Raw genomic sequence first — 26,982 nt, forward strand, 5'->3', positions numbered from 1 at the left:
ATGCGAGAGAACATGCCCCGAGCCGTTCTGCGATCACGCGCGCGGCAGGTGATCACCGCGATCATCACCATGGCGCTCGTGGTCACGTTCGGTATCGCCGTCTCGTCGAAGAAGGCCGAGGCGGCGATCACCAACCCGTTCACCACGCGTTACAGCGTCAACACGAACGGCTCCATACTGATCACCGGTAACACCAACATGCAGTGCTCGGCCGCGGTGGCGACGTGTGCCCATGCCCGGGCCGGGATCAACGACAACAACGGCGCCGAGACGCTGAACAACAACGGCTACGTCATGGGGTACACCGACACCGACGGCAGCGCCGACACGTTCAACGACAGCGAGGCGGCCGTCAACATGCCGACCGGCAGCCGGGTGCTCTTCGCCGGCCTCTACTGGAGCGCCGACACGAGCGCCGGCACGAGCGGTGCGGCGGCCCGCAACGCCGCCCGCAAGCGCATTGTCCGCTTCGGCGTGCCCGGCGGCGCCCTGGCCGGAGTCACCGCGACGACCAACTTCGAGCCGAGCGGGGTCACCACCTACCAACAGTTCGCGGACGTGACCGCACAGGTCGCGGGCGCGGGCAACGGCTCCTACCGGGTGGCCGACATCGAGGCGGGCACCGGCAACGACCGGTACGCCGGCTGGGCTCTCGTCATCGCGTACTACAACGCCGCCGAGCCGATGCACAGCCTCCGCGTGTACGACGGCTACGGCGTGGTCAGCAGCAACTCGGCCTCGGTCGACATCACCGTGTCCGGCATCCAGACCCCGCAGACCGGATCCTTCGCCACCGCCATCGGCACGGTCGTCTACGAGGGCGACTACGGGAAGGTCGGCGACGCCCTCAAACTCAACGGCGTCTCCGTGTCGGACCCGGAGAACCCGGTCACCAACTTCTTCAACAGCAGCGTCAGCACCGGGGGCACGGCGAACACCGCCCGCAACCCGAACGCCAGGAACCTGATGGGCATCGACGCCGACCAGTTCGACGCCACCGGTCTGCTGGCCAACAACGACACCTCGGCGGCCCTGCGGCTGACCACCGTCGGCGACACCTTCTATCCGGGCGCGATCACCTTCACCACCACCCTGTTCGCCCCCGACCTCGACACCGTCACGACCGTGGACGACCTGAACGACGGCGACCTGCTGCCCGGCGACACCGTCGAGTACGACATCGCGGTCCGCAACGAGGGCATCGACGGCGCCCGGAACGCGGTCCTCACCGACGCGGTCCCGAGCGGCATGACCTTCGTGCCCGGCTCGATGACCGTGGCCGGGGCTCCGGTCGCCGACACCGCGGCCCCGCTCACCTTCACCCTGCCGAACCTGGCGATGGGCGCCACCACGCACGTCACCTTCCGCGCCCGGGTCAACGAGTCCACAGCGCCCGGCACCCCGATCGTCAACGTGCCGACCATGCGGTACGAGGGCGCCGGCACCGGGCTCGTGCTGAACGGCATCGGCGACACCTCGACGGTGACGGTCCAGCGGCCACTGGTCGACCTGGTCGCCCACCTGACGGTCACGCCGAGCGTGGTGAACCGCGATGCGACACCCGCGACGGTCACCGTCACCGCCTCGGCCCGCAACGACGGCACCGGGCTGGAGCCGCTGCCGGTCGCCACCGTCGACCTGCCCGCCGGGGTGACGCCCGGGTCCCTGCCCCACGGCTGCTCGGCCGCCAGCCGCCGGGTGACCTGCGCGCTGCCCTCGGTGGCGCCGACGACCACCACCTCGATCGCCTTCCCGGCCACCGTGGACCGCACCACCGCGGACCGGGCCACCGCGAAGCTCACGGTGACCGGCGTCGGCGACGACGACACCCCGGCCGACAACGCCGACGCGGTGGACCTGACCCTGAACACCTCGCCCCGGGCCACCGGCGAGACCGCGAGCACCGGCTCCGGGACCGCGGTGATCATCCGGGTGCGCGACAACGACTCCGACGCCGACGACACCCGCGGCACCCTCACCGTCGCGATCAGCACTCCGCCGGCCCACGGCTCGGTGGTGGTGAACGACGACCAGACGATCACCTACACCCCGGATCCCGGCTGGCGCGGCACCGACACGTTCGTCTACCAGGTGTCCGACGGCAACGGCGCCTTCGACACCGCGACGGTCGACGTCGGCACCGCGAACGCCGACCCCGTCGCGGTCACCGACGACAGCTCCACCGGCCCGGGCGACCCGGTCACGATCGACGTGCTCGCCAACGACGCCGACGTCAACGGCGACACCCGTACGCTCGACGCGGTCACCCAGCCGCGGGCCGGCACCGGATCGGCCCGCATCAGCGACGGGAAGATCGTCTACACGCCGGCCCCCACCTTCAAGGGGACGGTGTCCTTCACCTACACCATCTCGGACGGCTACGGCGGCACCACGACCGGCACCGTCACGGTCACCGTCGCCAACGGCCCGCCGGTCGCGGCGGACGACAGCGGGAGTGTCGCCTACCGCGGCACGGCGACCCTCGACGTGCTGGCCAACGACACCGACCCGAACGACGACCCGCTCGCCGTCAGCGCGGTGAGCACACCGGACCACGGCGCCGCGCAGGTCCAGGACGGCAAGATCGTCTACACCGCGCCGGAGGGCTTCTCCGGAACCGCCGCGTTCACCTACACCATCCGGGACGACAGCGGGCAGACCGCGACGGCGGACGTACGGGTGGAGGTCGCCAACGCCGCACCCGTGCCGGCCACCGAGACGGCGAGCACCGACCACGCCACCCCGGTGATCATCGACCCGGCCGGACACTCGACCGACCCGAACGGCGACACCCTGACCGTCTCCGGTACCACCACACCCGCGCACGGCACCGTGGTGCTCGACGACGACGGCACGCTCACCTACACCCCGGACACCGGATTCCGCGGCGTCGAGACCTTCGGGTACACGGTCAGCGACGGCCGGGCGAGTGCCACCGGGACCGTGACGGTCACCGTCGCCAACGCCGTGCCGGTCGCCCGGCCCGACACCCTCACGGTCTCGTCGAACGCACCGACCACCCTCGACGTGCTCGCCAACGACACCGACCCGAACGGCGACACCCTGACCGTCACGGTCGACGTCGCGCCCTCCGCCGGCCAGGCCGAGGTGCTCGGCGGGACCATCACCTACCGGGCGCCGAACGGATTCCACGGCGCCGACTCGTTCGGCTACACGGTCTCCGACGGCCACGGCGGCACGGCCCACGCCGTCGTCTCGGTGGTCGCCGTCGACATGCCGCCCCGGGCCCATCCGGACGCGGCCGGCACCGGCACGAACGGCACGGTGACGATCAGCGTCCTCGCCAACGACGACGACCCGAACGGTGACGAGCTGACGATGACGGCGACGACCGCCCCGGGCCACGGGACGCTCGAGACCACCCCGGGCGGCGTGGTCACGTACACCCCGGCCACCGGGTTCTGCGGCACCGACGTGTTCACCTACACCGTCGCCGACCCCGCCGGGAACACCGGGTCCGCGACCGTGGTCGTCACCGTCGCCAACGTGGCGCCGAACGCGCTCGACGACCGGTTCACCGTGCGGTCCGGTGTGGCCACCACCTTGAACGTGCTGGCCAACGACACCGACGCGAACACCGGTCAGGTGCTGAGCGTGCTCCGGGCGCAGACCCCGGCGCACGGCGCGGCGACGATCACCGACGGGCGGCTGGTCTACAAGCCGGACGCGGGATTCGCCGGCGCGGAGACCTTCACCTACGAGCTCACCGACGAGCTCGGGGCCACCGACGCGGCCGTCGTCACCGTGACGGTCTCCGGGCTGCCGGTGGCCGCCTCCGACTCGGCCGCGACACCCTCCGGGAAAGCCGTGGACATCAACGTGACCGGTAACGACAGCGACCCGGACGGCGGCCGGCTGACCGTCGTCCGCACCGCGCAGCCGGCACACGGCCGCGTCGCGGTGAACGCCGACCGTACCGTCCGGTACAGCCCGGCCTCCGCCTTCCACGGCATCGACACGTTCACGTACACCATCGAGGACGCCGCCGGAGACACCGCCGACGGCAAGGTCACCGTGGTCGTGGGCAACGCCGCCCCGGTCGCCGCGGCGGACGTCGCCGCGGTGCAGAGCGGCCGGTACGTCGACGTGGACGTGCTCGGCAACGACAGCGACCCCAACGGCGACCAGAGGCTCGGCGTCGCCTCCGTGGGCGAACCCGGTCACGGCACCGCCGCCGTCACCGGCGACAGGATCCGGTACACGCCGCGGAAGGACTTCGCGGGCACCGACGAGTTCACGTACGAGGTGAGCGACGGCGAGGGCGGCAAGGCATCCGCGGCCGTGACCGTGACCGTGACCGATCACCTGCCGATCGCCGTCGCGGACCGGGGGACCACGCCGTACCAGCGGGCGCTCGCGATCCCGGTGCTCGACAACGACGTGGCTCCGGAGGGACCGCTGGCCCTGGTGTCGATCGGCACACCCGACCACGGCACCGCGACGGCCGACGGCGACCAGATCGTCTACACCCCGGCGGACGGCTTCTCCGGAGTCGCGACCTTCGAGTACCGGGCCCGGGACACCCTCGGGCAGAGCACCGGCTCGACCGTGACGGTCACCGTCTCCCCCGCGCCGCACGCACCGGACAAGGAGGCGGTCACCAAGCCGGACGAGCCCGTCGTCATCCCGCTGCCCACGGTCGACAAGAACGGCATCGGGATCACCGTGACCGAGGTGGGCGAGCCGGCGCACGGCACCGTCCAGCTCAACCCGGACGGCACGTTCACGTACACGCCGGACAAGGGCTTCACCGGCACCGACTCGTTCACCTACGAGGCCATGGACGCGGACGGCAACCTGACCACCGGAACCATCACGGTGACGGTGGCCGGGGACGGGGCGGGCATTTCGCCGAGCGCGTTGAAGGACCGCTACACCGTCGAGGCGGGCGGAACGGTCACCTTCATGCCCACGGCGAACGACAGCGATCCGAACGGCGGCGACCTGACCCTCGTCAAGATCAGCAAGCCGGACCGGGGCACGGCGACCATGACCGACCTGACCGTGACCTATGTGGCGCCCACCGGCTTCACCGGCACGGAGACGCTCGGCTACACGATCCGGAACGGGAACGGGAGCACCGCGAAGGCGACGATCGCCATCCGGGTCACCGCCGCCGCCACGGTGGAGCTGCCGACGACCGGCGCCGACCTCGTCCCGGCCGCGTCCGCGGGCGTCGCCGCGATCGTCATCGGTGGTGTGCTGGTGCTGCTCACGGCCGGTCAGCCCGGCCGCCACCGCCCCGGCCGCCACCGCAGCTGAATCGAACGGACAGCAAAGGGGCGGGTCGCTCGCGCGGCCCGCCCCTTTGTCACGACTGGACTCAGAAGTCCATGTCACCGCCGCCCGGGCCGCCGGCCGGAGCCGGGTTCTTCTCGGGCTTGTCGGCCACGACAGCCTCGGTGGTGAGGAACAGCGCGGCGATCGACGCGGCGTTCTGCAGCGCCGAGCGGGTGACCTTGGCCGGGTCGATGATGCCCGCGGCCAGCAGGTCGACATACTCACCAGTCGCGGCGTTGAGGCCCCAACCCGCTTCGAGGTTGCGCACCTTCTCCGCCACGACGCCGCCCTCGAGGCCGGCGTTCACGGCGATCTGACGCAGCGGCGCGTCGAGCGCGACCCGGACGATGTTGGCACCGGTGGCCTCGTCGCCGGACAGGTCGAGCTTGTCGAACGCGTACTTGCCGGCCTGGACCAGCGCCACGCCACCACCGGGGACGATGCCCTCCTCGACGGCCGCCTTCGCGTTGCGAACGGCGTCCTCGATGCGGTGCTTGCGCTCCTTGAGCTCGACCTCGGTGGCCGCGCCGACCTTGATCACCGCAACGCCGCCGGCCAGCTTGGCCAGACGCTCCTGCAGCTTCTCACGGTCGTAGTCGGAGTCCGAGCGCTCGATCTCGGCGCGGATCTGGTTGACCCGGCCCTGGATCTGCTCGGCGTTGCCGGCACCGTCGACGATGGTGGTCTCGTCCTTGGTGATGACGACCTTGCGGGCCTGGCCCAGCAGGGACAGGTCGGCGGCGTCCAGCTTGAGGCCGACCTCCTCGCTGATGACGGCGCCACCGGTGAGGATGGCGATGTCCTCCAGCATGGCCTTGCGGCGGTCACCGAAGCCGGGGGCCTTGACGGCGACCGACTTGAAGGTGCCACGGACCTTGTTGACGACCAGGGTGGCCAGGGCCTCGCCCTCGACGTCCTCGGCGATGATCACGAGGGGCTTGCCGCCCTGCATGACCTTCTCCAGGATCGGGAGCAGGTCCTTGACCGCGGAGATCTTGCTGTTCGCGATCAGGATGTAGGGGTCGTCGAAGACGGCCTCCATGCGCTCGGCGTCGGTCATGAAGTACGCCGAGATGAAGCCCTTGTCGAAGCGCATACCCTCGGTGAGCTCGAGCTCGAGGCCGAAGGTGTTGCTCTCCTCGACGGTGATGACGCCTTCCTTGCCGACCTTGTCCATGGCCTCGGCGACCTTCTCGCCGACCGTGGTGTCAGCGGCCGAGATGGAGGCGGTGGAGGCGATCTGCTCCTTGGTCTCCACGTCCTTCGCGAGCTTGCTCAGCTCCTCGGAGACGCTGGCGACGGCGGCCTCGATACCCCGCTTGAGGGCCATCGGGTTGGCGCCGGCGGCCACGTTGCGCAGGCCCTCACGAACCAGCGCCTGAGCCAGGACGGTCGCGGTCGTCGTGCCGTCACCGGCGACGTCGTCGGTCTTCTTGGCGACCTCCTTGACCAGCTCGGCGCCGATCCTCTCGAAGGTGCCCTCGAGCTCGATCTCCTTGGCGATGGATACACCATCGTTGGTGATCGTGGGGGCGCCCCACTTCTTCTCGAGAACCACGTTGCGGCCCTTGGGACCGAGGGTCACCTTGACGGCGTCGGCGAGCTGGTTCATGCCGCTCTCGAGGCCGCGACGGGCTTCCTCGTCGAATGCGATGATCTTGGCCATACGGCGTTGTCCTCCCGGACATCCGCGGCGCCGGGCCTCGTCGGCCCCGCTCTCCGCATGTTGAGGAAAGTCTGCGGACGCCACCACCTGGCGAAGGTGACGTCCTCAGGCCGAGCCGGATAGCCCGCGACGACCGGCTCCGTGCCCCGATGCCGATGGCGGCATCGCAACCGGAACCCCACCGTCCCGACCTGCTGGCACTCAGCATGCGCGAGTGCCAATCACTTGTTTAGCACTCTCCGATGGCGAGTGCAAGAAACCCCATCTTCCCGCGAAACCCCGGGAGTGGCCGCCGTTTCGGCTAAGGATCTTGCAAGCCCAGCTCAGGAGGGCTGTCGGCGGTCTCCGGCACCACCGGGCGGGACGTGACGAGCACCGCATCCGACCAGCCGACGATGCCGGCCGCCGCCGGCACCTCCGGGCAACCGCCCATCCGAGGACCGGCACAGCAGCACCCCGGAACGGCGTGGTGGCGGCGAGACCCGGCAGGACCGACATCACCGCGAGGATCACGGGACCGACGATCAGGAGAATCAGCGGCTCCGGCGCGACGTCGATGTGACAGTGCCCGGATCTGCGACATCATCCGTGCGCTCGGGTTCGCGACAACCCGGTTGCCGAGCCGGTGGACCGGCGGTAGTGATGAAGGCATGGAGAACTGGGACGTACGGCGAGTGACCCCGGATGACGCCGGGCGCATGCGGGCGCTCCGCCTGGAGATGCTGGCGGACAGTCCGCTGGCGTTCCTGGAGACCCTGGCGCAGGCCGCGGCACGGTCGCACGAGAGCTACCGGCAGCGGATCCGGCAGTCCTCCGAGGGGCCCGACACGGCCCAGTTCATCGTCGACCCGGGTGGGCCGCTGATCGGGCACGCCGGCGGGACCACGGTGCCCGGCGAGCCGGGTTGCACGGTCATCTTCGCGGTCTACCTGACCCCCGCCCACCGGGGTGGCAAACTGCTCGGGCAGCTCGTCGAGGCGGTCGCCGACTGGTCGGCGGCGGCCGGGCGGGACGAGCTGATGCTGGAGGTGGTCTGCGGCAACGAGCGGGCCGTCCGGGCGTACGAGAAGCTGGGTTTCACCGACACCGGGGTGCGCCTGCCGCACCCGACCGTCCGCGTCCTCACCGAGCTGCAGATGCGCCGGCGGGTGTGAGATGGCCGGGCGCGGGTGGCACGTGACGCGGACGACGTTGACCGCGGTGAACGGGACGACCCTCGCCGGGCTGTTGCTCGCTCTCGGCACCGGGACGAGGGTGCGGCGGGGACGGCACGGCGTGCTGATCGCGGAGAACTTCCGGTTCCGGATGCCGGCCGGCTCCTGTTTCACGGTCGGCTCGGTGATCATCACGAACCGTCCGGCCGAGTGGCTGCTCGCCGAGGAGCGTGCCCGGCTGTTCGCCCACGAGTGCCGCCACGCGAGCCAGTACGCGTTCTTCGGCCCGCTTTTCTGGCCCGCCTACTGGGTCGCCTGTGGCTGGTCGATCGCGTTGACGACGTCCTACGGGGTGCGCAACTGGTTCGAGAAGAACGCGGGGCTCGCCGACGGCCACTATCGGGACGACATACCGCTGCGGCCGTGGGTGCTCAAGGTCTTTGGTCGGGAGGACGGACGCACAGCGCCTCCGGGCACGTAGCCAATGGGTCAGCGCTGGATCGTTGGGACCCTCGGAGATTGTCGCCAAGCTCTGGTGAGGGGCCTCGTACGGCGTCGCATCCTCCCGCAGAGAGCATCCTGCCCATCCGGAGATCGGAGTGCAAGTCCTCGGAGGAGGTAATTCTGACAACCGGCTGATCGTCGGTGACGGTCAGTGAGAGTTGGTCACGAATTGGTGACCTTCGCCCGGCCGGTCGGGCGACCCGGCGCGTGTCAGCCGAGCAGCCCGGCCTCCCGGGCGCCCCGCAGCGACGGCTTGATCGTGTGGGTCGGTCCAACCTGGCCGGCCACCGCGTCGAGCGTCTTCAGGCCTTCGCCGGTGTTGTAGACGACGGTCTCCTTGGTGGGGTCGAGCCTGCCGCTCGCCACCAGCTTCTGGAGCACCGCCACGGTGGTGCCGCCGGCGGTCTCGGCGAAGATGCCGGTCGTCTCGGCCAGCAGCCGGATGCCCGCGCGGATCTCCTCGTCGTTCGCGTAGTCCATCCACCCGCCGGTGCGCTTGACGGCCTCGATCGCGTACGGCCCGGCGGCCGGGTCGCCGATGTTGAGGGACTTGGCGATGCCGGTCGGCTTCACCGGGGTGATCACGTCGGTGTCGGCGTGCAGGGCGACCGCGATCGGGTTGCAGCCCTCGGACTGGGCGCCGAAGACGGTCCAGCCGCCCTCCGGGGCCTCGGCCAGTCCGATCTCGACCAGCTCGCTGAACGCCTTGTCCACCTTGGTGAGCAGCTCGCCGGAGGCCATCGGGATGACCACCTGGGCCGGAATGCGCCAGCCCAGCTGCTCGGCCACCTCGTAGCCCAGCGTCTTGGAGCCCTCGGCGTAGAACGGGCGGACGTTCACGTTAACGAACGCGGTGTCCTCGAACTCGTCGGTCTCCACGAGCTCGCTGCACAGCCGGTTCACGTCGTCGTAGGAACCCTCGATGGCGACCAGCTCACCGCCGTACACCGCGGTCGTGATGATCTTGCCCTGCTCGAGGTCGGCCGGGATGAAGACGATGCTCGGCACACCGGCCCGGGCCGCGTGGGCGGCGACCGAGTTGGCCAGGTTGCCGGTCGAGGCGCAGGAGAACCGGTTGAAGCCCAGCTCCTTGGCCGCGGTGAGGGCCACCGAGACGACCCGGTCCTTGAACGAGTGCGTCGGGTTCTGCGAGTCGTCCTTGACGTAGAGCGGGGCCTCGATGCCGACCGCGGCGGCCAGCTGCGGGGCGGCCACCAGCGGGGTCAGACCGGGATCGAGGGTCACCCGGGTCGCCGGGTCCTGGCCCGCCGGCAGCAGAGCCGCGTAACGCCAGATGTTCTGCGGGCCCGCCTCGATCTGGGCCCGGGTCACCCGCGCGAGCGCCGCCTCGTCGTAGGCGACCTCGAGCGGGCCGAAACACTCGTAACAGGCGTGCTGCGCGGCGAGAGGATACTCAGCGCCGCAGGCACGACAGACGAGGCCGCGAGCGGGCGAGGTGGAGGCGGTGGAGGGTACGTCGACGACAGACGTCATTAGAGTTTCCTCTCATCTTTCCCCGCGGCGACCTGCCGTAACGGGGACGGAATTAGCACCTGCCACGCGCGGCTCGTCATCGAGAATCGCTGCGCGGTGGTTGCCGGGGCTTCGTCGGGCCGTATCCCTCTGCCCCTCTGGATGAGGTATTCAGTTGTTTCCAACACCTTACGACGAGATCCCGCGAACGCCACAGGAAGTTCCCGAGGTGTGAGCGACCTCCTTCTCCCCCGGCCGGTCGGCCTCACCCCCGCCGGTCGTCCTCACTCCCGGCCGGTCGTCATATCTCGGCGAGGCAGGAGATCTGGGTGCCGACCGGGCGGTAGCCGAGACGGTTGTTGACCGCGAGCATCGGCGCGTTCTCCTCGTCGTTGCTGGTGTAGGCGGTGCGTACACCGGAGGCTGCGGCCCGGCGCAGCGCTGCCGTCTTCACCAGGTGGGCCAGGCCGCGGCCGCGATGAGCCGGGACGGTGGCGGTCATGTCCGACCACATCCGGTCGCCGTCACGCAGCACCAGCGAGAACGACACGATCTCGCCGTCGGCCACGGCCGCGGTGCTGGCGTCCCGGTCCAGGCCCGGTTCGTCCCAGATCTCGTAGCGCCACAGCGGATAGGGCGTCGGCTGCGGCGGGGTCTCACCGGGCTCGTCGGTCGCGGCGGCCACATCCGCCTCGTACAGCGCCTTCTCCGCCAGCTCGCGCAGCCGCACCATCTGGATCCCGGCCGGCGCGGGAAGGAACGGCCGGTCGCCGAACCCGGTCAGATCCAGGGCCGAGAAGCGCATCTCGCGGGACGGCTCGAACCCGTGGGCGCGGGCGAACCCGACCGCCTCCGGCGCCGCCCAACTGCTCGCCCGGCACACCCCGATCGACCGCAGGTGGGTGATCGCCTCGGTGAGCAGGGCCGAGCCGATCCCCCGGCCTCGGCGCCGTGGGTGCACCTGCAACGCGATCCGGCCGAAGCCGGCGTCCGCCGAGCGGGTGTCCCGGAAGGCCGAGACCAGGCCGATGATCTCGCCGTCGCGCTCGGCCAGCAGGTGGATCCGGTTCCCGCCGGGTGGTGGATCGGCGAACATGCGGCGGGTGGAGGCCTCGCCACGGACCAGATAGGGATGGACCGCGGCGCGGAGCGCGGCCGCCGCGGCGGCGTCGTCGGGGTGGGCCGGGCGGATCGAGAAGTCAGCCGTCACGGCCGCCATGCCATCGCGCGCCCGCCCCGGCCGTCAACCGAATTGACGCCGCCGGGGCGGAAGCACTGTCAGGAGGTGACGTCCTTGCGGGTGAACCGGTAGAACGCGATGCCCCAGAACAGGGTGGCGTAGACCACCGCGGAGATCGCGCCCTTCGCCAGGTCCTCGGTCTGCACCGGTGTGGAGAGCAGGCCCATCCAGGCGTCGGTGTAGTGGGTCGGCAGCCCGTTGCGGATATCGCCGAGCGCGTCGATCTGGTCCAGGATGCTGGACAGGATCCACAGCAGCACCGCGCCGCCGACCGCGCCCAGCGCCGCGTCGGTCAGCACCGACAGCAGGAACGCCAGGCCGGCCACCACGAGCAGGGTGGTGGCCAGGTACGCGCAGATCCCCAGCAGCCGCAGCAGCCCCTCACCGGGTGGGATCTCGGCGGCGATCGTGCTGCCCATCGGGGACCAGCCGTACCGCAGCGTGCCGACGAGCAGACTGGTGCCGACGAGCAGGATCAGGGCCAGCAGCGAGTATCCGGCGGCGACGGTCAGCTTGACGCCGAGCAGCCGGGCCCGCGGCACCGGGATCGCCAGCAGGTAGCGCAGACTGCCCCAGCTGGCCTCGCTGGCCACCGTGTCGCCGAAGAACAGTGCGACCACCACGACCAGCAGGAACCCGGCCGACACGGCGAGCCCGAAGAGTGCGAAGTTGAGCCCGCCGGAGGTGGCCAGGTCGGCCATGCTGCTGAACGCGCCCCCGCCGTTGCCGTCGTCGTCGTCGCGGCCGCCGCCACCGAACTCGAAGGCGGCCAGGACGATCAGCGGCAGCAGCACCATGAAACCGAGCGCCATCTGGGTGCGCCGGCGGGACGCCTGCCGGCGCACCTCGGCCCAGATCGGCATGGTGCGCGACGGCTTGTAGCCGGACGCGGCTTCCAGGGTGGTCATCGGTCCCCACTTCCTCGCGAGTTGTCGCCGACCAGGGACAGGAACGCGTCCTCCAGGCGGCGGCGCGGCACCAGCCGGTCCACCCCGATGCCGGCCCCGACCAGGGAGGCGACCACCTCGGAGCGGGCCGTCCCGTTCATGTCGACGATCAGGCCGTTGGTGCCCTCGGTCGTGACCGAGGCCACACCCAGGTCCTGGAGGACCCGGGTGGCGGCGGGCACGTCGGAGACGTCGAGCTGCACCGACGGGGAGTCCCCGACGATGTCGCTGACCGGGCCGGATGCGACGATCCGGCCCTTGTTGACGACGACCGCGTGGGTGCAGGTCTGCTCCACCTCGGCGAGCAGGTGGCTGGAGACCAGCACGGCCCGGCCGTCGGTCGCGTACCGCTGCAGGACGCGGCGCATCTCGGCGATCTGCGGCGGGTCCAGGCCGTCCGTCGGCTCGTCGAGCACCAGCAGCTCCGGCAGACCGAGCATGGCCTGCGCGATGGCGAGCCGCTGCCGCATGCCGTGGCTGTACTTGCGGGTCTTGCGGTGGATCGAGTCGCCCAGACCGGCGATCTCCAGGGCCTCCTCGAAACGGGCGTCCGCCCACGGGCGGCCGGTGGCCTGCCAGTACGCCTTCAGGTTCTCCTCACCCGAGAGGTGCGGCAGGAAGCCCGGGCCCTCGACCAGCGCGCCGACCCGGGACAGGATCGGTGCGCCCGGGACGAGCCGGTGCCCGAAGACGTAGATCTCCCCGGCCGTCGGCTGGGTCAGGCCCATCAGCACCCGCAGCGTGGTGGTCTTGCCCGCCCCGTTCGGGCCGAGCAGGCCGACGACCTGCCCGCGCTCGACCGTGAAGTCGATCTCCTGGACCGCCACGAACCCGTCGCCGTACGCCTTGCGCAGCCCGTTCACCACGAGCGGGGTGTCCGCGTGCTCCTCGACCACGGCCACGTCCCGCCGCCGGTGCCGGATCCGGCTGACCAGCAGCAGCACCACCAGGCCGAGCAGGATCACGCCGATCACGCCGGCCAGCGCATACCACCAGAGGGTGCCGGGGTCGGCGATCGGCGTGCCGGTCAGCGTGGGCAGGGTCAGCGCCGGCTCCACCGCGACCGTGTACACGGCCGGCTGGGCGGGCGTGAGGAACGCCTGGTCGGAGGTGGCGACGGTGACCCGTACCGTATGGCCCGCCTCGATCTGCCGGACGATCGCCGGAAGCGTCACGCTGACCGGTTGGGCGGCGTTGACGTCGGCCGGCAGGCCGGTGAGCCGGATCGGCGCGACCAGGCCGGCGCTGAGCGTCGCCGACCCGTTGGCGTCGACGTCGTAGAGCTTCACGAAGAGGATCGCCTCGCCGGTCGGTGAGGCCGCCCGCAACCGCAGCGTGGGCGCGCCGGCCACCTCGACCGGCGCGGTCAGCGCCGCCGACTCGAAGACGGCGTGCTGGCCGGGCACGTCCATGGCGACGCCGCCGCTGAGCACCGAGCTGAGCCGGCTGGTGATGCCGGGCATCGACGAGATGGCGCCGGGATTGCCGTTCGGCGGGTTCGCGATCGGCTGCGCCTCGCCCCGCAGGGTGATCTCTGAGCTGCCGGTGCCGGTGAGCCCGGGGTACGACCCGGTGGAGTAGCCGTTGGTGACCAGGCCACGGTCGAGCGCGCTGAACCCGGCCACCCGGGAGAACGTGAAGTCGTCGCCCGGCGCGTCGCCCTCGCCCTTCAGGTAGTGATCGAGCCACTGGGCGGTGAGGAATTTCAGGCGGTCGGAGTCGGAGGCCGGGCCGGCGCCGCCGTCGTGGCCGCCGGTGAACCAGGCGACCCGCACCGGGGTCCCGGTCGCCGCGATGCCCTTGGCGTTGGCGTCCGCCTCGGAGAGCGGGAAGAGAGTGTCGACGGCGCCCTGGATGAGCAGAGTCGGCGCCTTGATCTTGTCGAGGACCGTGGCCGGGCTGGACTTGAGCAGCAGCGCCTTGGTCGTCTCGTCGGGGATGCCGGTGGTGGCCATCTGCAGATACGCCTTGCAGACGTCCTCGGCGAACCGGCCGCAGGCGGGATCGCCCTGCTCCTGAGGACGCCCACCACCCAGCAGGCCGAGCGCGGAGGCGCCACCGTTGCCGAAGAAGTAGCCGGCCCACGCCTTCTTGAAGACGCCACCCGGGACCAGCGCCTCGGTCAGGGAGTTCCAGGTGATCTGCGGGACGATCGCGTCGACCCGCTGGTCCTGCCCGGCCAGCATCAGGGCCAGCGCGCCGCCGTAGGACCCGCCGACCGCCGCGACCTTGGGATCGCCGGCGGCGTCGGTGACCACCTCGGGACGGGCGGCCAGCCAGTCGAGCAGCTTCTGCGCGTCCTTGACCTCGTGGTCCGGGCTGTCCAGGTGGATCTGGCCGGTGCTGCGGCCGAACCCGCGGGCGGTCCACGCGAGGACGGCGTAGCCGCGCCCGGCCAGTGACTCGGCGTCCTCGCGGACCGACTCCTTGGTGCCGCCGAACCCGTGCGCGAGCAGCACCGCGGGCACCTTGCCGTCACGGTCGGCCGGCAGGTAGAAGCGGGCGTCCAACTCGACGTCGGCGCCGGCGATCCGGAAGTCCTCGGTCGTCCAGGCGTCCGGCGTGGGACGGACCGCCCAGACGGCGGCGCCGGCCAGCACCACGAGAGCGGCGGCCGCGGGCAGGACCCGGCGCCGGGGAAGCCGGGAGAGCGCACGGCGCAATCCGGCGGTCAGGTCAGGCATGGCGCACACGCTAGCTCGATCCGACTGAGCGGTGCCTGTGAAACCTCTCAGCCGCCCGGCTACCCCGCTACGGATAGCGTTGACCCCCAGACCCACTCACCTTCGGAAAGGCGCGCCCGGTGGCCGATGACCTCACGCTGACCGTGACCCTGCGACCCGCCGCGCTGGACGCGCGCCGCGGCATCGTGCGGTTGCACCCCGAGGTGATGGCCGCGCTGGCCCTGCGTCCCGGCGACCCGGTGCGGCTGGCGGGAGCCCGGACCACCGCCGGGATCGTGGCCAAGGCCGAGTCGACGGCCGGGCGGGGCCTGCTCTACGCCGACGACCTGACCCTGGGCAACCTCGGTATGCGTGACGGCGGCCAGGTCACCGTCACCCCGGTCCCGGTGACGCGGGCGACCCGGGTGACGCTCACCGGGCCGGCCGAGGTGGAGGCGGTGGTCTCCCCCGAGATGCTGCGGCTGGCCCTGCTCGGCAAGGTGGTCAGCGCCGGTGACGACGTCTCCCTGCTGCCGCAGGACGTGCTCCCGGAGGCCGGGCACCGCCCGCTCGTCGAAGCGGCCCGGCGCAGCCTCGCCAACCGGGTCGGCTACGCCTGGACGAGCACGCTGCTCAGCGTGATCGAGGTGGCCGACGGCGACGCCTCGCTGGTCACCATGGACACGGTCGTCGCCTGGCAGGACGGCCCGTCCGCAGCCGCCCCCGCGGCCCGGCCGACGGTCTCCCCCGGCGCGCCCGCCTCGACCGACCCGGACGTGCCGCCGCTCAGCCTCGACGACCTTCCCGGCCTCCGCGCGCAGGCCAAGGAGCTGGAGGAACTGCTCGATCTCGGTTTCCACCACGGGGAGGTGCTGGCCAAGCTGGGCACCCGGGTGACGCTCGGCGTGCTCATCTCCGGCCCCTCCGGGTCCGGGAAGTCCGCGCTGGTGCGTGCGGTCGGCGCGACGGTGAACGCGAAGGTGCGCACGGTCTGGGCGCCGGAGCTGGCCGCCCTCACCAACAATGCGGCGGCGGCACGGTTGCGAGAGCTTTCCGCAGAGGTACGCGCTGAGCACCCGGCCGTGCTACTCGTCTCCGACGTCGAGGCGCTGGCCCCACGCGAGGAGCCCGGCCCGATCTCCACGGTGTTCCGTCAGGTGCTGGCCGACACGCTCGCCAACGGGACCGCGGTCGTCTGCACCACCAGCAGACTCGAGGCGGTGGACCCGTCACTGCGCGCCCCGGAGATGCTGTCCGTGCAGCTCACGGTGCCGCTGCCGGATTTGGCGATGCGCCGCGAGCAGTTGGGCGTGCTGACCCGCGGGATGCCATTGGCGGAGGACGTGCGGCTGGACGAGGTCGCCGGGCGTACCCCCGGGTTCGTCGCCGCCGACCTCGGCGCCCTGGCCCGAGAGGCCGGGGTCCGGGCCGCGCTCCGGCTGGTCGGCGCCGCCGAGGACTCCTCGGAGGTGGTCACCATGGCCGACTTCGAGGCCGCCCTCGACGTGGTCCGGCCGACGTCGATGGCCGAGTCCACGCTGGAGGTCGCGGCGGTGACCCTCGACGACGTCGGGGACATGGCCGAGGTCAAGCAGGTGCTCACCGAGTCGGTGCTGTGGCCGCTGACCTATCCGGACACGTTCGCCCGGCTCGGGGTGTCGCCGCCGCGCGGTGTGCTGCTCTACGGCCCGCCCGGCTGCGGCAAGACATATCTGGTCAAAGCCATCGCGGGTACGGGTAAGGCCAACGTCCTGTCGGTCAAAGGCGCCGAGCTGCTCAGCAAGTGGGTCGGCGACAGTGAGCGATCGGTGCGGGAGCTGTTCCGCCGGGCCCGGGAGGCGGCGCCCACGCTGGTCTTCCTCGACGAGGTGGACGCGCTGGCCCCGGCCCGTGGGCAGGGCACCGACGGCGGGGTCACCGACCGGGTGGTGGCCGCCCTGCTGACCGAGTTGGACGGTGTCGAGGACCTGCGCAACGTCGTGGTGATCGGGGCGACCAACCGTCCCGACCTGATCGACCCGGCGCTGCTGCGACCCGGCCGGCTGGAGCGGCTGGTGTTCGTGCCGCCGCCGGATGCCGAGGCCCGTACCGCGATCCTGCGCGCGTCGTCGAAGGCGGTGCCGCTCGACGACGCGGTCGATCTGGTGGAGCTCGGAGCCTCGCTCGACGGCTTCTCGGCGGCCGACTGCTCGGCGCTGATCCGGGAGGCGGCGCTGGCCGCGATGCGCGACTCGCTGGAGGCGACCACCGTGACCGCGGCGAACGTGGCGGCGGCCCGCTCCCGGGTCCGCGCCTCCCTCGACCCGGACCAGGTGGCGTGGCTGGCCGCCTACGCCGAGTCCCACCAGCCCTGACGGCCGGCCGCTTCGGCGATCGGCACGCGGCCCGTCTCCGCTCCGGTGGGAGCCGTACCGGTTCGCTCAGCGGCGGCGGGTGCGCGCCCGGGCCGAGCGCAGCCGTCGGAGGCGACCGACCAGGACGGGCTCCTTCTCCAGAGCGGCCGGGTTGTCGAGCAGGCCGTTGAGGAGCTGGTAATAGCGGGTCGAGGAGAGGCCGAAGGTGTCCCGGATGGCCTGCTCCTTGGCGCCGGCGTGCTTCCACCACTTGCCCTCGAAGGCGAGGATCTCCACGTCCCGGTCGGTGAGCGCGGAGGGCGGCCCGACGACCGGGCTGATCGGCTCCGCCACGCGCGGTGCCGGGATGTGCTGCTCCTCGACGGGCTGGTCACCGGTCGGTTCGGCGGCGGGCTGCATGGCGCTCCAGACGGCATCGGTGACCACGGATTTCACGAGCGATCCTCAGCATAGGACGCACCCGGGAACCCCGCAGACGCTACCCGAGGCGACGAGTCGACTACGGACCGTCCATATAGCGGCCACCCGATCGGCTACCGTACGGCCGATCCGAGGTTTTCAGGCCGTGATGACGTCCACCCCGGCGTCCTGGAAGGCGGCGATCGTCGAAGCGGGCGCCCCGGAGTCGGTGACCAGCGTCTCGATCTTGCTGATCGGGCAGATCCGGGCGAACGCGTGGCCACCCAGCTTGGACGAGTCGGCGATCACGACCACCCGCTTGGCCCGGGCGACCATCAGGCTGTTCATCGACGCCTCCCCCTCGTGGTGGGAGGCCGCGCCGAGCTCGACGTCCAGCGCGTCGACACCGAGCAGCACGATGTCGAGGGTGACCTCCTTGAGCAGCGCCCCACCGAGCGGGCCGACCACCTCGAAGGACTGCGGGCGCACCACCCCACCGGCGACCACGATCTTCATGCGCGAGCGCAGCAACAGCTCGTTGGCGATGTTGAGGGCGTTGGTGACCACGGTGAGCTGGGAGCCCTCGCCACCGGCGTTGAGGTCGGGACGGACGGCCAGCGCCCGGGCCACCTCGGTGATCGTGGTGCCGCCGTTGAGGCCGACCACCGTGCCGGGGGTGACCAGGCGCGCCGCGGCCTCGCCGATGCGCTGCTTCTCCGCGGAGTGCTTGGCACTCTTGTAGCGCAGCGGCAGGTCGTAGGAGACGCCGTTGGCGACCGCGCCACCCCGGGTGCGGGTGATCATCTGCTGCTGGGCGAGCTGGTCGAAGTCGCGGCGAATGGTCGCCTGGGACACGTCGAGGCGCTCGGAAGCCTGCTCCACGGTCACCCGGCCGCTCTCCGTCAGTAGCTCAAGCAGGGCATTCCACCGCGCGTACCGGTCCACCCACCACTCTCCGATGCACGTTCCATGATAAGTGTGTGCACATTAGTGCGCGAAAGCCCCGGAAGCAAAGCCATCTGATGCGCGAAGGTCCTTTGGAACTTGCCCCCGCGGCAGCACTCTGAGCACAATAACGCGCGAAAGACCCGGGAACCGAGCGCGAATGCGCAGCACCTACCGGTGAGGAACCGACATGAGCCATGTCAAAGCGGAGATCGCCACACAGGCCGAGTGCTGGCGGCAGGCGGCGAAACTAGCCGAGTCACCCGGACTCCCGGCCCGTGGGGAGCGCGTCGCCGTCGTCGGCTGCGGCACCTCCTGGTTCATGGCCAAGTCCTACGCGGTGCTGCGCGAGCAACTCGAGCACGGGGAGACCGACGCCTTCCAGGCCTCCGACTTCCCGTACGCCCGGCGCTACGACCGGCTCGTCGCGATCACCCGGTCCGGCACCACCACCGAGACCCTCGACGTGATGCGCGCCGTCAGCGACCACACCCCGGTCACCGTCTTCACCGCCGACGGCGACCAGCCGGCCACCGAGATCGCCGGTCACTCCGTCGTGCTGGACTTCGCCGACGAGAAGTCGGTCGTGCAGACCCGCTTCGCCACCAGCGTGCTCGCCACTCTCCGCGCCCACCTGGGTCACGACATCGAGGCCGCCGCCGCGGACGCCGAGGTTGCCATCCGGCTGCCGCTGCCGGTGCACCCGTCGCTGGTCGACCAGATCACCTTCATCGGCCGGGGCTGGACCGTCGGCCTCGCCGAGGAGGCCGCGCTCAAGTGCCGGGAGACCGCCGGGTTCTGGACCGAGTCGTACCCGGCCATGGACTACCGGCACGGCCCGATCGCGATCGCCGGCCCGCGCCGCGTGGTGTGGGCCTTCGGTGACGTCCCGTCCGGCCTGGCCGAGGAGGTCGAGGCGACCGGGGCGGCGTTCGTGCACAGCCGGCACCACGGTGGGTACGGCGCGATCGGCCGCTGGGCGGGCAAACGCGCCCCCCTCGACCCGATGGCCGACCTGATCCTCGCCCAGCGGGTCGCGCTCGCGCTGGCCACCACCCAGGGCCTCGACCCCGACCACCCACGCAACCTCAGTCGTTCCGTAGTCCTGACATGAGCGACCCGGTCGTCGTCGCCCTCGACGTGGGCGGCACCGGGATGAAGTGCGCGCTGGTCCGCCCGGACGGCACCGTCCACCACGAGGAACGGCACCCGACCCGGGCCGAGCGCGGCCCGGAGGCGGTCACCGAGACGATCCTGGGCGTCGCCGAGTCGCTGGCGGCCCGGGCCCGCGCCGACGGGCTCGACCCGATCGCGGCCGGAATCGCGGTGCCCGGTGTCGTCGACGAGCTGAACGGCGTCGCGGTGTGGTCGGCGAACGTGGGCTTCCGCGACGTACCGCTGAAGGCTCTCGCCGAGCAGCGCCTGAGCCTGCCCGCCGCTCTCGGCCACGACGTGCGGGTCGGCGCTCTCGCCGAGGCTCGCCTCGGTGCCGGCCGCGGACGGCGGCATGTGCTGTTCGTCGCGATCGGCACCGGCATCGCCGGCGGCCTGGTGATCGACGGGCGCGGATATCCGGGAGCGCACGGTGCGGCCGGTGAGCTCGGGCATGTCGTGGTCCGGCCGGGAGGCGCGCCGTGCGGCTGCGGGCTGCGCGGCTGCCTGGAGGCGGAGGCGTCGGCCAAGTCGGTCGGCCGCAAGTACGCCGAGCTGTCCGGCGAGTCCGGCGCGACCGCGTTCGACGTGGCCACCCGGGCCGCCCGGGGCGAGGAACTGGCCCGCCGCGTCTGGCAGGACGCCGTGGACGCGCTCGCCGACGGGCTGCTGACCGCGCAGGCGCTCTACGACGTCGGCGTGGTCGTGCTCGGCGGAGGGCTGGCCGAGGCCGGTGACGACCTGCTGCTCCCGGTGCGGGCCGCGGTCGCCGGACGGGTCACGTTCCACCGCTCCCCCGAGATCGTCCGGGCCGAGCTGGGCGACGCCGCCGGCTGTCTCGGCTCCGCCCTGCTCGCCCTGGACAGCGTGAAGGACTCACTCGCCGTGGACAGCCCGAAAGGCGCATCGTGACCCGGTTCTCCGGCCGGATCGTCACCCCCGACGCGGTCGTCCGCGGCCACCTCGACCTGGACGGCGAGATCATCACGGCGATCGTGCCGGACGACGCCGCGGGCGACGACGTGATCGTGCCCGGCTTCGTCGACCTGCACTGCCACGGCGGTGGCGGGCACACGTTCACCACCGGTTCCTTCGAGGCCGCGCGCGCGGCCGCGGCCTTCCACCTGCGGCACGGGACGACCACGATGCTGGCCAGCCTGGTCAGCTCGCCGTTCGAGCTGATGCGGTCGGCGGTGCTGGCCTACCGGCCGCTGGTCGCCGAGGGGGTGCTGGCCGGGATCCACTTCGAGGGGCCCTACCTCTCCGAGGTGCGGTGCGGCGCGCAGAACCCGGCCCACCTGCGTGACCCGTCGATGGACGAGATCGAAGAGCTGATCAAAATCGGTGAGGGGGCGGTACGGATGATGACCGTCGCCCCGGAGCTGCCGGGAGCCCTCGACGCCATCACGTACCTGGCCGGGCACGGAGTCCTCGCCGCGATCGGGCACACCGACGCCACGTACGACCAGACCCACGCCGGGGTGAGCGCCGGCGCCACCGTGGCCACGCACCTGTTCAACGGCATGCGCCCGCCGCACCACCGCGAGCCCGGCCCGGTCGTCGGCCTGCTCTCCTCGACCATCGTGTGCGAGCTGATCGCCGACAACATCCACCTGCACCCGGGCATGCTGGCGTTCGCCGCCCGCAGCGCCGGGCCCGGCCGGTCGGTGCTGATCACCGACGCGATGGACGCCACCGGCATGCCCGACGGGCGGTACGAGCTCGGCGGCCAGGCGGTCGTGGTCGCCGACCGGGTGGCCCGGCTCGCCCACAACGGGTCGATCGCCGGAAGCACCCTGACCATGGACGTGGCGCTGCGCAACGCGGTCGCCGCCGGCCTGCCGCTGATCGACGCGGTGGCGATGGCCTCGACCACCCCGGCCCGGCTGCTCGGACTCGCCGACCGGCTGGGCGCCCTGGTCCCGGGCCTGCGCGCCGATCTAGTCGTGCTCTCGCCCGGCCTGGCCCCGAAGACCGTGCTGCGGGGCGGCGAAGCGCTCTAACGGCCCCAGCGGGATCCGGTCGTAGGGGATCCGCGCCAGCAGCCGGGTCAGCACCAGGCCGAGGAACAGCGCCGCGATCGAGTCGGTGAGCCAGTGGAAACCGGTGTAGACCGTGGTGACGAAGACGATCACCACGGGCGCCACCCGGAGGAGCGCCCATTGGCCGCGGGACAACTCGCGGCCCAGCAACAGTGCGATCAGCCCGAACCAGACGATCGCGTTGGCGACGTGCCCCGACGGGTAGCTCATCGCGTATTCGCCGGACGCGGCCGGGTTGAACAGGACGGCCGGGTCAGGGCCGTCGAACCTCGGCGCCGCCCGGTCGAAGAGCACCTTCGCCGGACCGATCGTGAAGTAGGTCAGGACGAACGTAGCCACGAACGGCAACGCCACCCGGATCGAGCGGCTCCGCCAGTACAGCAGCGCGGTCATCAGCAGCGTGACCGGCATCAGCACCGAGCCGCCCTGGCCCAGGTAGTTGAAGACCCGGGCGGTCCAGTAGGGCACCGCCGGCTGATGGCTGAGGGACCAGTCGGCCACCCGTTGATCGAGGTCCAGCAGGTGGCCGCGGGCCAGGGCGACGGTCAGCGCCACGAAGGCGACGATCGACAGCAGGTCGGGCCACCAGCTTCGGGTGATCTTCTCGGACACCCCTCAAAACTAGAGGTACGCGCGCAACCTCCCGGCCAGCAGATCCCCGCGAACCCCGGAGTTGGGGCATCCGCCGAAGTGGTGCAGGGCCACCACCCGGTTCGTGGCGCGGGAGATCACCGGCGAGCCGGACGAGCCGCCGGCGGTGTCGCAGAAGTACGAGACGTCGGAGTGTGCGGCGTACCCGGTGTAGTCGGGATTGTCGACGGCGCAGTTGCCGGCCGCCTCCCCCTTGCTGCCGGCGATCCGGGCCGGCTCCCCGGCCGGGTGCTGCGGCACGTAGAGCTCCTGTCCCCGCTTCGGCCGCGCGGTGTCCAGGGTGAGGAACCCGAACTTCTCGATCGACGCGAAACCGTCCACGGTGAAGAGCGTGTAGTCGTAGGTCTTGTCGGTGGCGAGCACCCGGTCGCCCCAGACCTTGGTCGGCTTGAACACGTCGTAGCCACCACACTTGGCGCACTGGTAGTTGAACCACACCTCGGTGTCGTACGCCTCGTCGGATCTGGTCAGGCAGTGGTTGTTGGTGATCATGCGGTTCTTGGCGCCGACCCGCCAGCCGGTGCACAGCTCGGTCCCGTTGATCAGCAGCCGGGCGATCGCCTTCGACTTGGTGTAGGCGACCGGGTCGTTCGACTCGTAGCAGACCGCGTCGGTCGAGGTGTCGGTGCCGCAGACCGACTCCTCCCGCCCCGGACCGGCCGGACCCGGGTCGCCGGCGCCGGAGCCGCCGGACTCACGCGCGTCCCCACGGGCCACCCGGTCGATGTCGACACCCAGATCGGCGAGGACCCCGCTGAGCGACTCGGTCCGCCGGTGCACCTCGACGACGGCGGTGTCCCCGGTGATCGACATGGCCCAGCGGCCGTCGGCGTCGGCCTCGTACCGGTACGACTCGGTGCCGGCCGGGTTGGAGACAGTCACGTAGTCGCCGGCGGGCACGGCGATCCGCTCGAAGTGCACCTTCACGTAGGAGGCCCCGGGGTATGACAGCTCCTGCCGCACGGGTCCGGCCTGATAGCCGAGCTCCTCGTCGACGCGGTGCATGGTCCCGATCCGCTCCCGGCCGGTGGCGGGCGCCTCGGTCGACTCGAGCCGCCGGTCCTGCACGTGCTCCGGGGTCGGCGCCGACGACGGCGCGGACGATGCCGGCGGCTGTCCCGGATCGTCCGATGTGGCCGACGAGAGGGATGGAACGGGCGTGGCTGCTGTGGTCCGAGGGGCTGCCGGGGCGGGGGCGCCCGGGACGAGACCGTGCTCCGCGACCGGGGCCGGCGCCACCGCCGGAGCGTCGTGCCAGCCGGCCGGTTCGCTGCCGTCCTGCGCCGCGACGACCGCGCCGGCCACTCCGGCCAGGGCCAGGGCGGCGCACGTTCCGATGACGATGCCTGTCTTGCGTCGCATGCCACTCCTGTTACGTCGTGGGCCGTTTCGCACCTGTGTAACGAGCCACGTGCGGGCACGACGCGCCGCACGAACCGGCACACTTGGTCCGTGCGCATCACCTCAGCCGTCGTCGACCCCGCTCTCCTGGATCTGCCGTGGCACATCCCGCTGGAGGAGTGGCCCGCGGACCACCTGGTCGCGCTGCCTCAGGGCATCTCACGGCACATCGTCCGCTTCGTGAAGCTGAACGGTGTGGTCTACGCCATGAAGGAGACCCGCGAGCGGATCGCGGAGAAGGAGTACGACCTGCTCCGGGCCCTGGAGCGAATCGACTTCCCGGCCGTGCAGGCGGTCGCGATCGCCACCGACCGGCAGACCCGTGACGGTGAGCCGCTGGAGACCGTCCTGGTCACCCGGCACCTGCAGTTCTCCCTGCCGTACCGTGCGCTGTTCTCCCGCGTGCTCCGCCCGGACACGATGAACCGCCTGCTCGATGCCCTCGCCGCGCTGGTCGTCCGGATGCATCTGACCGGTTTCTCGTGGGGTGACTGCTCGCTGTCCAACACGCTGTTCCGGCGGGACGCGGGCGCCTTCGCGGCCTACCTGGTCGACGCCGAGACCGGCAACCTGTACCCGAAACTGTCCGAGGGTCAGCGCAGCGAGGACATCGAGATCCTCCGGCTGAACATCTTCGGCGAGTGCCTGGACCTGCAGGCCGCCGAGCTGCTGCACGAGTCGATCGACCCGGAGTCGGTGGTCGACGAGATCGTGGCGCGCTATGAGCGGCTATGGCACGAGGTCACCTACGAGCAGGAGGTGGCGAAGGACGCGCGGCACCACATCGAGCGCCGGATCCGGCGGCTCAACGAGATGGGCTTCGACATCGCCGAGGTGTCCATGTCCACCGTGGACGGCGGTTACCTGGTGCGTCCCAAGGTCGTCGACGCCGGCTATCACACCCGCCGGCTGATGCGGCTGACCGGCCTGGACGCCGAGGAGAACCAGGCTCGGCAGCTGCTCAACGACCTCGACGCGTACCGGGCGGAAAGCCACCTGAAGGACGAGCAGCAGGCGGCACATCGCTGGCTGACCGAGGTCTTCGAGCCGGTGGTCCGGGCGGTTCCGGCCGCACTGCGCCGCAAGCTCGAGCCGCAAGAGGTGTTCTCGCAGATCATCCAGCACAAGTGGCTGCTCTCCGAGAAGGCCGGCCGCGACGTCGGGATGGGTCCGGCGGTCCAGAGCTACCTGTCCGACGTGCTGGTCAACAAGCCGGACGAGCAGGCCGTGCTGGGTGTCGAGGCCGACGAGCTAAGCGGGACGCTGTAGCGGCGGGCTGGCCAGCTCGAGGAGTGCGCGGAGCCCGCCACGGCGGGCCACCACCAGGATCCGGTCGCCCTCGGCGAGGACCCGCCGCCGGTCCGGCACCCAGTCGACCCACTGCTGCCCGGCCGACGACATGCCGAGCACCCGCGCCTCGCCCGGGTGGTCGGCGTGATCGAGCGGCGCACCGTCCAGAGGGGACAGCGCCGACACGGTGACGGTGGCGACCAGCACCGAGTGCCGGTCGACCGGGATGGTGGCGTGCACGTCGCGTTCCAGGAGAGCGGCCGCGAAGACCGGCGCGCAGATCCGCGAGACGCTGCGTGACGTGTCGATCTGGAAGGCCGACTCGACGCGCTGCGCGAAGTCGTCGTCGAAGAGCCGCAGCACCACCCGCAGGTCCGGGCGGGCCAGCCGGGACTGCAGCGCGGCCTGCAGGTTGACCGTGTCGTCGGTGGAGAGCACGACGAGCGCCCGGCAGGTGTCGATCGAGGCGGCCCGCAGGGTGGCCTCGGCGGAGGCGTCCCCCACGATCACCGGCACGCCACGGCGCTGGGCGGTCTTCACACCGCGGGCATCGGCGACCCGGTCGATCGCCACCACCCGTACGCCCAGGTCGGTGAGCTGGCGCAGCACCTGGGTGCCGACGTTGCCGAGGCCGACGAGCACGATGTGGTCGCTCATCTCGCCGACGATCCGGCCCTGGCTGAGGGCGAGGCGCGCGTTGACCATGCCGTCCACCACCGCCGCGGTGATCAGCGGGATCAGCGCCAGGCCGGCGATCGTCAGGACCAGCTGAGCGGCCTGCGCCACCGGTGCGCGGCCGACCTCCACATCGGACGAGCCGACCGCGGTCAGCAGCGTCATGTAGATCGACTCCCAGAGCCCGTGCGGGTTTCCGTCGAACCGGGCCAGCACCAGCCCGGCGACGAGTGTGGTGGCGAGCGTGATCAGCACGGCGATGCCGAGTTTGCGGCTGAGCGCGGCACGCAGCGCGTCCCCGATCGCGCGGCCCGGGCTCCGGCGGCGCCCGGCCCGGCTCAGCAGCTTGCGGGTCACGTCCTCGCCGGCGGGACGGCCGACGGCCTCGGCCAGCACCAGGTCGGCCGGCCGCGTCGCGGCGCTCTCCGGCTCGACCGGCAGGACGCTCACCTCGCCGTCACCGTCAGCGCTGGTCAGGGTCAGGACGACGGATCTCTCCGGCACGTCTCCCCGGTGCGCCACAAAGAGGGTACGGCCGGCGCGCCGGAAGTGAGTCGGGGCGACCTCCCCCAGAGCCGCCGCCACGAAGGCCGGCGCCGCCATCTCCGCGTCGGACAACACCGCGCAGTCCGGGAAGAGCCGCACCACACTCTGCCCGAGCCCGGTGTTGAACATCCGCACCACCACCCGCAGGTTCTCCTCGACCTCGCGGGCACAGAGCGCGGCGTGCAGGTTGACCATGTCGTCCGGCATGACCAGTGCGAGCGCCGAAGATCCGGTGAGACCCGCCTCCCGGAAGGTGCGCTCGTCCAGCCGGTCGGCCTTCAGCCACACCACGTCGCGGTCGGCGAGCTGAGCCAGGTCGGGGACGTCGGCCCGGATCCGGTGTGGGGTGATCACCGTGACGCGGATCCGGTGACGCGAGTTGGCCAGCTCCTCGGCCAGCGTGTACACCAGCGCATCGGCGCCGCAGAGCACCAGGTGAGGCCGGGTGTCCTCGTCGGACTCGAAGCGGTTCTGGATCTTCTCGGTCGGCACGGCACTCACGTTCACGAATCGTAGTCAGCCGGAACCCCCTCGTGGGGCCGCTCGTTTCCCATCCGACATCCAATGTCCGACTTGATG

18 protein-coding genes and 1 riboswitch are annotated in these 26,982 nt (G+C 71.4%); of the genes, 8 read left to right on the forward strand and 10 right to left on the reverse strand.

The window, feature by feature from the left end:
- The first annotated feature begins 12 nt into the window (after nucleotides 1–12).
- Nucleotides 13–5,283 carry an Ig-like domain-containing protein gene (locus tag ACQPZW_RS46780; protein ID WP_433792420.1) on the forward strand — a complete coding sequence of 1,757 codons (5,271 nt, stop codon included), beginning with the start codon at nucleotides 13–15 and terminating at the stop codon, nucleotides 5,281–5,283.
- A gap of 61 nt (nucleotides 5,284–5,344) precedes the next feature.
- On the opposite strand, the gene groL is transcribed toward ACQPZW_RS46780, so the two are convergent.
- Entirely contained in the window at nucleotides 5,345–6,967 is a 1,623-nt protein-coding gene (gene groL / locus ACQPZW_RS46785; RefSeq protein WP_433792421.1) for a chaperonin GroEL, read from the reverse strand.
- A 650-nt stretch (nucleotides 6,968–7,617) separates the two neighbouring features.
- Between groL and ACQPZW_RS46790 the strand changes: the two genes are divergently transcribed.
- Together ACQPZW_RS46790 and ACQPZW_RS46795 are read left to right on the forward strand one after the other, a co-directional pair.
- The gene (locus ACQPZW_RS46790; protein WP_433792422.1) at nucleotides 7,618–8,121 is read left to right on the forward strand and encodes an N-acetyltransferase family protein; all 504 of its coding nucleotides are present in this window, start codon (nucleotides 7,618–7,620) and stop codon (nucleotides 8,119–8,121) included.
- Between the two features lie 46 nt (nucleotides 8,122–8,167).
- A complete protein-coding gene (locus tag ACQPZW_RS46795) occupies nucleotides 8,168–8,602 on the forward strand; it encodes a hypothetical protein (RefSeq protein ID WP_433792423.1) in 435 nt (144 codons plus the stop codon).
- Nucleotides 8,603–8,835: 233 nt separating this feature from the next.
- Here ACQPZW_RS46795 and thrC read toward each other — a convergent pair whose 3' ends face one another.
- The 4 genes from thrC to ACQPZW_RS46815 all read right to left on the reverse strand — a co-directional run bounded on the left by thrC (nucleotide 8,836) and on the right by ACQPZW_RS46815 (nucleotide 14,969).
- Nucleotides 8,836–10,119 carry a threonine synthase gene (thrC, locus tag ACQPZW_RS46800; protein ID WP_433792424.1) on the reverse strand — a complete coding sequence of 428 codons (1,284 nt, stop codon included), beginning with the start codon at nucleotides 10,117–10,119 and terminating at the stop codon, nucleotides 8,836–8,838.
- Between the two features lie 9 nt (nucleotides 10,120–10,128).
- Nucleotides 10,129–10,267, reverse strand: a riboswitch (SAM riboswitch).
- A gap of 132 nt (nucleotides 10,268–10,399) precedes the next feature.
- Nucleotides 10,400–11,308 (reverse strand): GNAT family N-acetyltransferase, encoded by a 909-nt coding sequence (locus ACQPZW_RS46805; RefSeq protein ID WP_433792425.1) that lies wholly within the window; start codon nucleotides 11,306–11,308, stop codon nucleotides 10,400–10,402.
- Nucleotides 11,309–11,376: 68 nt separating this feature from the next.
- Complete coding sequence (locus ACQPZW_RS46810; protein ID WP_433792426.1) at nucleotides 11,377–12,246, reverse strand: ABC transporter permease; 870 nt, start codon at nucleotides 12,244–12,246, stop codon at nucleotides 11,377–11,379.
- The gene (locus tag ACQPZW_RS46815) at nucleotides 12,243–14,969 is read right to left on the reverse strand and encodes an alpha/beta fold hydrolase (protein WP_433792427.1); all 2,727 of its coding nucleotides are present in this window, start codon (nucleotides 14,967–14,969) and stop codon (nucleotides 12,243–12,245) included. Before ACQPZW_RS46815 ends, ACQPZW_RS46810 begins: the two co-directional genes overlap by 4 nt.
- Before the next feature lie 119 nt (nucleotides 14,970–15,088).
- Here ACQPZW_RS46815 and ACQPZW_RS46820 point away from each other — a divergent pair, with 119 nt between their 5' ends.
- Complete coding sequence (locus tag ACQPZW_RS46820; RefSeq protein WP_433792428.1) at nucleotides 15,089–17,302, forward strand: AAA family ATPase; 2,214 nt, start codon at nucleotides 15,089–15,091, stop codon at nucleotides 17,300–17,302.
- A 66-nt stretch (nucleotides 17,303–17,368) separates the two neighbouring features.
- Here the strand turns inward: ACQPZW_RS46820 and ACQPZW_RS46825 are convergent, their stop codons facing one another.
- The gene (locus ACQPZW_RS46825; RefSeq protein ID WP_433797847.1) at nucleotides 17,369–17,701 is read right to left on the reverse strand and encodes a DUF3263 domain-containing protein; all 333 of its coding nucleotides are present in this window, start codon (nucleotides 17,699–17,701) and stop codon (nucleotides 17,369–17,371) included.
- A gap of 159 nt (nucleotides 17,702–17,860) precedes the next feature.
- Nucleotides 17,861–18,646, reverse strand: a complete 786-nt coding sequence (locus tag ACQPZW_RS46830; RefSeq protein ID WP_433792429.1) for a DeoR/GlpR family DNA-binding transcription regulator — start codon at nucleotides 18,644–18,646, stop codon at nucleotides 17,861–17,863.
- Nucleotides 18,647–18,836: 190 nt separating this feature from the next.
- Between ACQPZW_RS46830 and ACQPZW_RS46835 the strand changes: the two genes are divergently transcribed.
- The 3 genes from ACQPZW_RS46835 to nagA are packed head-to-tail and all read left to right on the forward strand — an operon-like array spanning nucleotide 18,837 to nucleotide 21,801.
- A complete protein-coding gene (locus ACQPZW_RS46835; protein ID WP_433792430.1) occupies nucleotides 18,837–19,760 on the forward strand; it encodes an SIS domain-containing protein in 924 nt (307 codons plus the stop codon).
- Complete coding sequence (locus ACQPZW_RS46840) at nucleotides 19,757–20,710, forward strand: ROK family protein (protein WP_433792431.1); 954 nt, start codon at nucleotides 19,757–19,759, stop codon at nucleotides 20,708–20,710. The genes ACQPZW_RS46835 and ACQPZW_RS46840 overlap by 4 nt, the downstream gene beginning before the upstream one ends.
- Nucleotides 20,704–21,801, forward strand: coding sequence for an N-acetylglucosamine-6-phosphate deacetylase (gene nagA, locus ACQPZW_RS46845; RefSeq protein WP_433797848.1), 1,098 nt, complete (start codon nucleotides 20,704–20,706; stop codon nucleotides 21,799–21,801). Before ACQPZW_RS46840 ends, nagA begins: the two co-directional genes overlap by 7 nt.
- Here nagA and ACQPZW_RS46850 read toward each other — a convergent pair.
- Nucleotides 21,739–22,452, reverse strand: a complete 714-nt coding sequence (locus ACQPZW_RS46850) for a phosphatase PAP2 family protein (RefSeq protein ID WP_433792432.1) — start codon at nucleotides 22,450–22,452, stop codon at nucleotides 21,739–21,741. The two genes, nagA and ACQPZW_RS46850, sit on opposite strands and share 63 nt — an antisense overlap.
- A gap of 9 nt (nucleotides 22,453–22,461) precedes the next feature.
- Nucleotides 22,462–23,853 carry a trypsin-like serine peptidase gene (locus ACQPZW_RS46855; RefSeq protein ID WP_433792433.1) on the reverse strand — a complete coding sequence of 464 codons (1,392 nt, stop codon included), beginning with the start codon at nucleotides 23,851–23,853 and terminating at the stop codon, nucleotides 22,462–22,464.
- A 90-nt stretch (nucleotides 23,854–23,943) separates the two neighbouring features.
- Here ACQPZW_RS46855 and ACQPZW_RS46860 point away from each other — a divergent pair, with 90 nt between their 5' ends.
- On the forward strand, nucleotides 23,944–25,161 hold the full coding sequence (locus tag ACQPZW_RS46860) for a DUF4032 domain-containing protein (RefSeq protein ID WP_433792434.1): 1,218 nt from the start codon (nucleotides 23,944–23,946) through the stop codon (nucleotides 25,159–25,161).
- Here the strand turns inward: ACQPZW_RS46860 and ACQPZW_RS46865 are convergent.
- On the reverse strand, nucleotides 25,144–26,904 hold the full coding sequence (locus ACQPZW_RS46865; RefSeq protein ID WP_433792435.1) for an NAD-binding protein: 1,761 nt from the start codon (nucleotides 26,902–26,904) through the stop codon (nucleotides 25,144–25,146). The two genes, ACQPZW_RS46860 and ACQPZW_RS46865, sit on opposite strands and share 18 nt — an antisense overlap.
- Nucleotides 26,905–26,982: the final 78 nt, after the last annotated feature.

Source organism: Actinoplanes sp. CA-252034 (genome assembly GCF_050956125.1).
Classification (GTDB): Bacteria; Actinomycetota; Actinomycetes; order Mycobacteriales; family Micromonosporaceae; genus Actinoplanes.

Coding starts and splice junctions, on each gene's coding strand:
- ACQPZW_RS46855 (WP_433792433.1), bottom strand. CDS start 23,853: ATGCGACGCAAGACAGGCATCGTCATCGGAACGTGCGCCGCCCTGGCC.
- groL (WP_433792421.1), bottom strand. CDS start 6,967: ATGGCCAAGATCATCGCATTCGACGAGGAAGCCCGTCGCGGCCTCGAG.
- ACQPZW_RS46780 (WP_433792420.1), top strand. CDS start 13: ATGCCCCGAGCCGTTCTGCGATCACGCGCGCGGCAGGTGATCACCGCG.
- ACQPZW_RS46815 (WP_433792427.1), bottom strand. CDS start 14,969: ATGCCTGACCTGACCGCCGGATTGCGCCGTGCGCTCTCCCGGCTTCCC.
- ACQPZW_RS46840 (WP_433792431.1), top strand. CDS start 19,757: ATGAGCGACCCGGTCGTCGTCGCCCTCGACGTGGGCGGCACCGGGATG.
- ACQPZW_RS46790 (WP_433792422.1), top strand. CDS start 7,618: ATGGAGAACTGGGACGTACGGCGAGTGACCCCGGATGACGCCGGGCGC.
- ACQPZW_RS46810 (WP_433792426.1), bottom strand. CDS start 12,246: ATGACCACCCTGGAAGCCGCGTCCGGCTACAAGCCGTCGCGCACCATG.
- thrC (WP_433792424.1), bottom strand. CDS start 10,119: ATGACGTCTGTCGTCGACGTACCCTCCACCGCCTCCACCTCGCCCGCT.
- ACQPZW_RS46825 (WP_433797847.1), bottom strand. CDS start 17,701: ATGCAGCCCGCCGCCGAACCGACCGGTGACCAGCCCGTCGAGGAGCAG.
- ACQPZW_RS46835 (WP_433792430.1), top strand. CDS start 18,837: ATGAGCCATGTCAAAGCGGAGATCGCCACACAGGCCGAGTGCTGGCGG.